The sequence below is a fragment of the Carnobacterium sp. genome (assembly GCF_032094055.1).
In the GTDB taxonomy this organism is placed as follows: Bacteria; Bacillota; Bacilli; order Lactobacillales; family Carnobacteriaceae; genus Carnobacterium_A.
In genome coordinates, this window is the sequence record NZ_DAMDAK010000129.1 from 1 (window position 1) to 4411 (window position 4411).

General features: G+C 35.8%; 6 protein-coding genes. All 6 read right to left on the reverse strand.

Going from position 1 to position 4411, the window contains the following annotated elements:
* On the reverse strand, positions 1-537 hold a 537-nt coding region (locus RT405_RS13070; RefSeq protein ID WP_313470257.1), incomplete at its 3' end, for a hypothetical protein.
* Positions 534-1766: a glycosyltransferase gene (locus tag RT405_RS13075; RefSeq protein WP_313470259.1), complete on the reverse strand. Its 1233-nt coding sequence runs from the start codon at positions 1764-1766 to the stop codon at positions 534-536. The genes RT405_RS13075 and RT405_RS13070, both read right to left, overlap by 4 nt.
* A complete protein-coding gene (locus RT405_RS13080) occupies positions 1763-2530 on the reverse strand; it encodes a hypothetical protein (RefSeq protein WP_313470261.1) in 768 nt (255 codons plus the stop codon). Before RT405_RS13080 ends, RT405_RS13075 begins: the two co-directional genes overlap by 4 nt.
* A 311-nt stretch (positions 2531-2841) precedes the next feature.
* The gene (locus tag RT405_RS13085) at positions 2842-3171 is read right to left on the reverse strand and encodes a thioredoxin family protein (protein WP_313470263.1); all 330 of its coding nucleotides are present in this window, start codon (positions 3169-3171) and stop codon (positions 2842-2844) included.
* A 21-nt stretch (positions 3172-3192) separates the two neighbouring features.
* Positions 3193-3765, reverse strand: coding sequence for a TlpA disulfide reductase family protein (locus tag RT405_RS13090; protein ID WP_313470264.1), 573 nt, complete (start codon positions 3763-3765; stop codon positions 3193-3195).
* A 14-nt stretch (positions 3766-3779) separates the two neighbouring features.
* A partial coding sequence (locus tag RT405_RS13095) for a cytochrome c biogenesis protein CcdA (protein WP_313470266.1) occupies positions 3780-4411 on the reverse strand: 632 nt, incomplete at its 5' end.

The following is a 4411-nucleotide window of genomic DNA, read 5'->3' on the forward strand; positions in this document are numbered from 1 at the left end:
TATGAGTTGATCATCAATATACGATAAATGAAGAACAGCCGCTTTTTTTTGCAGCTCCCAGTCATAAAAGTCAACTATGAGGCCATCCGTCAGCTGTTTAGAAATTAACGTTTCTTCCAATTCATTGGCTAAGATTTGATAAGCAGGTTCTTGAAACTGTTCACTTGCTTTTCTCAGAACGGCAATAATTCGAAAATCATCAACCGATGCATTGGTTGTCGTTTGAGCGGTGGCTACCCATTGGATAAACGTTCCATCTGCTTGTTTCACTAAAAAGTTCTTTTTCAAAACAGCTACTTGTTGTTTAAATTCCTTTTCATCTTCTACAAGTAATAAATAATAAAGATATTGGCCAATACTTTCAGATAAGTATTGGACTTTACCATTTTTAGCATAATTTTTAATTAAACCTTTGTTGTTTTCGTATTTACTATTTACCACTTCTTGAACTCCTATCTTCTGATGAAAATTCAAAGCAAGCAAACTGCTGACCAACAGAATAAGAATCAGGATCAAATAGAACCTTTTTTTGTTCATTCTGTTTCCCCTTTTTTAAACCGTTTTGTTTTGTCCCAAGTAATCGTTGTTTTGGTCATTCGGCTCCAAATGTATTGACTGGCACTTCTTAACAGCAACAGCAAAAAGAATTGAGCATAAGTAAAATACATAATCAAGCCGACAAAAAGATTGAACGGCGTAATCGAATTTTCTAAAACCATTGCACTAACGACTTGGGCAGTATAGACAACGTAGCTTAAAAACCAAATAAACAGCAACGGAACATCAAAATAAGGAACTGAGAATCCTGCTAATCCTAAGACAAACCAAATATTTGAAATCAACAATAAAACCACAAAAAAGAAATAGGTTAAAATATGTTGCAAACTATAAATAAAGGTTTTCCCTTTCCAAAAACTCCAGTCATGCAGCGACTTTTCCAATAAATACAGATTGCCCGTTAACCATCTAGTACGTTGCTTGATAAAGGTTTTTATACTTTCGGGTTCTTGCTCCCAAGTATGAGATTGGTGAACAACCGGCAATGTTTTTTCCATTGCAGCTATCCGAACGGTTAATTCAGCATCTTCCGCTAAAGCATAAGGATCATATCCGCCGGCTGCTTGAAGAGCTTCTCTTTTAAGCAGCATATTAGTGCCTGCCAGTGAACCAGCTTTAAATAGCTTCCAACGGCCACTTTGCATCAGCAGCTGGAATACCTGAAATTCAATTGCAATCATTCGTGTCAGCAAGTTTTGATCCGCATTGACCGTTTTAACATAACCTACTGCTCCTGCAGCATCTTCTGTTGTTTCTGCTGCATGCACCAGTTCAATTACAGCATCTTTATTCGGCTGATTATCTGCATCAAATACTAGAAAATAATCTGATTCTGTAATAGAAAGACCATAATTCAATACTCTTGATTTTCCTGTTGGTTTACCTGGTGGTACTTTGACGTAACAAATTCTAGCAAACAATTGACTGAACTCTTGGACAATACTCGCCGTATCATCTTCCGAATTATCATCCAATAGGTAAACCGTCAGCTCTCCCGGATATTCTAATTTGACCATTGCATTTAACGTATCTTTAATAACAACACCTTCGTTATGAGCTGGGATTAAAACAACTACAGAAGGATAATCAGTTAACATAATGGGTTCTTTTTTTGTTAACCTCTGAGTTACACCGGCTACTGTCAAAATGGAATAAAAGAGCAACATCGACCAAAAGAAAACCATGATGATCATCATTAATAAATTCATTGTTTAGCTTCTCCATCCTTAGTATTCTCATAATAGTCAAACCCTTTTTCCTGATCAAAAATTTCATATTGGATAGGAATTTGCATCACATTCAATTCAGTTCTTAAAGTTTGAAAGAGCCGATCTACTACCTTTAAACAGCCTTCCTTTTTTGTATTTTGCAAAAAGATTAAATATGAATCATCCGCCAACTTAGTCACTAAATCAAAATCAGACCGCACTGTTTTTAACAATGTCTGCATCAATAAAAAGCTCATTGCTTCTTTGGTTTTATCTGAAGGATCCGACTTGATTGAAACGTAATAATTTTCTTCCCCTCTTCTTTGGGTTCCGGTTGTAATGAACTTTATCCGATTAGTAAATTCCGAATGTGTCAATAAATTAGAAGATCCTACATATTTCTCTAGTTCTTCAGCTTTTTCTTTTAATATTTCCAATTCATCATTCATTTTCTTTATTTCTGAAAATAATAGCCACATAATAACCAGTGATGCGATCAATAGCGCGTATTCCCCAATCAAATACAGTTGAGAAACTATATTCGTATCGGATAAAAATACAAGGGAAAAGCCTACTCCAAAAATAATTGTAAGAATTAAAATAAAATTTTTAGAAGTAGATAAAAAATTCATAGCTACTGCTGCTATTAAGATAACCGAAAAACTGATATAGCGGTAATCACTTGTTGTAAACTGAAAAATTAAGAGAAAAACAATTAGCAATAAAGAAAGAAAGAGCGATAAAAAGGATGTTCTTTTTGACATGTTCACATATACCTCATTTCCGTAATTTAGGCCTTTAGCTTATTAACATGTTATTTTATATCATACCCCTTTTTTAAAAGCTACTATTTTACCAACTGTTAGTTCTTTTATTCTCTGTTTATGGCAATCTCGTTCACACTTTGTACCTATTCGACTACTCTGCCTTTTTAAATCTCTGTATCTAAAGGCACTAACCTCTATAGATCTTTCTTTAGCTCAAGGATGTTTGGAAAAAATATAAAAACCCCATACCTTTTAGGCATGGGGTTTTTCAAGCTTGTCCATTCTTTAGGATGGTACATTCAGCCGGTTTAATAATTTTCAGCGATTCGTTGGAATTGATCGTGTAAGTCATCCATCACAACAAAGCGAGCCTCGCGCAGTACTTCTTTGCCTTCCACAAATAACAACAACGCCGGGACAGTAAATACAGTAAATTGACTGGCTACTTCAGGAACTTGATCGGCACTCACTTGAATGGGTTCAATACGCGGAAACTCTTTCAGCATTTCTTGAACTTGCGGTTGAACAGCATGACACACACTACAATTTTCTCTCGAAACATATACAAAAGCCAATGGGTGTTGCTCAATAAACAGCACTACTTCGTCTATTGTTTGTGCCTGAGGAAATGTATTCATCGTTTTAATCCTTCTTTCTATTTAATCGATTGCAGCAAATTTTTCCGTTAAGCCATCTTGAGTGACCGGTCCAACGATTCTTTCATGAATAACTCCGTCTTTTCCGATGATATAGGAGGTCGGCAAAGATTGTACACGATATAAATTGAACATTTTTTGACTACCGTAAAGATTGGTATAACCGATATCATAGGTATTCAAAAACTCTGTTACATTGTCAAGATTCGTTTCCGAAGTTGTTACATTCACTCCCAAAACAACTACATCTTCTTGTTCTTCAGAAAAAGCCTTTAAATGTGGCATTTCTATTTTACAAGGAGGACACCAACTCGCCCAAAAGTTCAAAAATACTTTTTTTCCGCGGTAATCAGATAATTTAACAGCATTGCCGTCCATATCCTCTGCTTCAAAATCGTAAGCCAGTTGTCCAGCGTTATTTCCTTCTTCCAAATCAGCTTGTTCTTCTTCTTTTATTTGTTGCGTTTGTTCTTCAGCTTGTTTTTGCGCTTGCTTTTCTTGTATAATACCGTAGCTGAAATCTGCGATGATCCAAAGAAGCGCAATACCTAAAACAGCCCAAATAATTTTCTTCATTATAGCCTCCTTTTCTAACCTAATAATTCAAAACGCGTTCCTTCTAATAAGTGTGCAATAAATTCTGATAGGCTCTCTAGCGTTCCTGTCAACAAAAGTACTCCTAGCACGATTAGAACACCCCCGCCTATCTTCATAATAAGATTGCTGTATTTTACAATGTTTTTTATTTTTCCGATAAAGAAAGAAACCAATAAAAACGGCAATGAGAATCCGATAATGTATAAGACTAGATACCATATCGGTGGCGAACCCACTGCATTTCCTAACAATAATATCGATGAAAAAATTGGACCTATACAAGGTGTCCAGCCGGCAGCAAACCCTAGCCCCACTAAAAACGTCGATGCAAAATTAACTGTTTTATTCATTTTTAAGAGACGGTACTCTCCTAATAAAGCAGGGATTTTAAGTACGCCCATAGTCAAAAGTCCCATGAACACAATCAACAATCCAGCTAGCCGTTGTAGCAATAGACTGATCGATCCTGTCATCAAACCGCTAAACAGATCCCCTAAATAACTCATTCCCAATCCTAAACTGATATAAACGACAGATACGCCTAATAGAAAGACCAGCGAATGCAGTAAAACATTTTTCCTAAATCCAAACGATTGATTTTCTTTTACTTCTTGAATGTTTTTTC

Excerpts from the sequence above, each read along its gene's own strand:
- RT405_RS13075 (WP_313470259.1), bottom strand. The coding sequence starts at position 1,766 with ATGAATTTATTAATGATGATCATCATGGTTTTCTTTTGGTCGATGTTG.
- RT405_RS13080 (WP_313470261.1), bottom strand. The coding sequence starts at position 2,530 with ATGTCAAAAAGAACATCCTTTTTATCGCTCTTTCTTTCTTTATTGCTA.
- RT405_RS13085 (WP_313470263.1), bottom strand. The coding sequence starts at position 3,171 with ATGAATACATTTCCTCAGGCACAAACAATAGACGAAGTAGTGCTGTTT.
- RT405_RS13090 (WP_313470264.1), bottom strand. The coding sequence starts at position 3,765 with ATGAAGAAAATTATTTGGGCTGTTTTAGGTATTGCGCTTCTTTGGATC.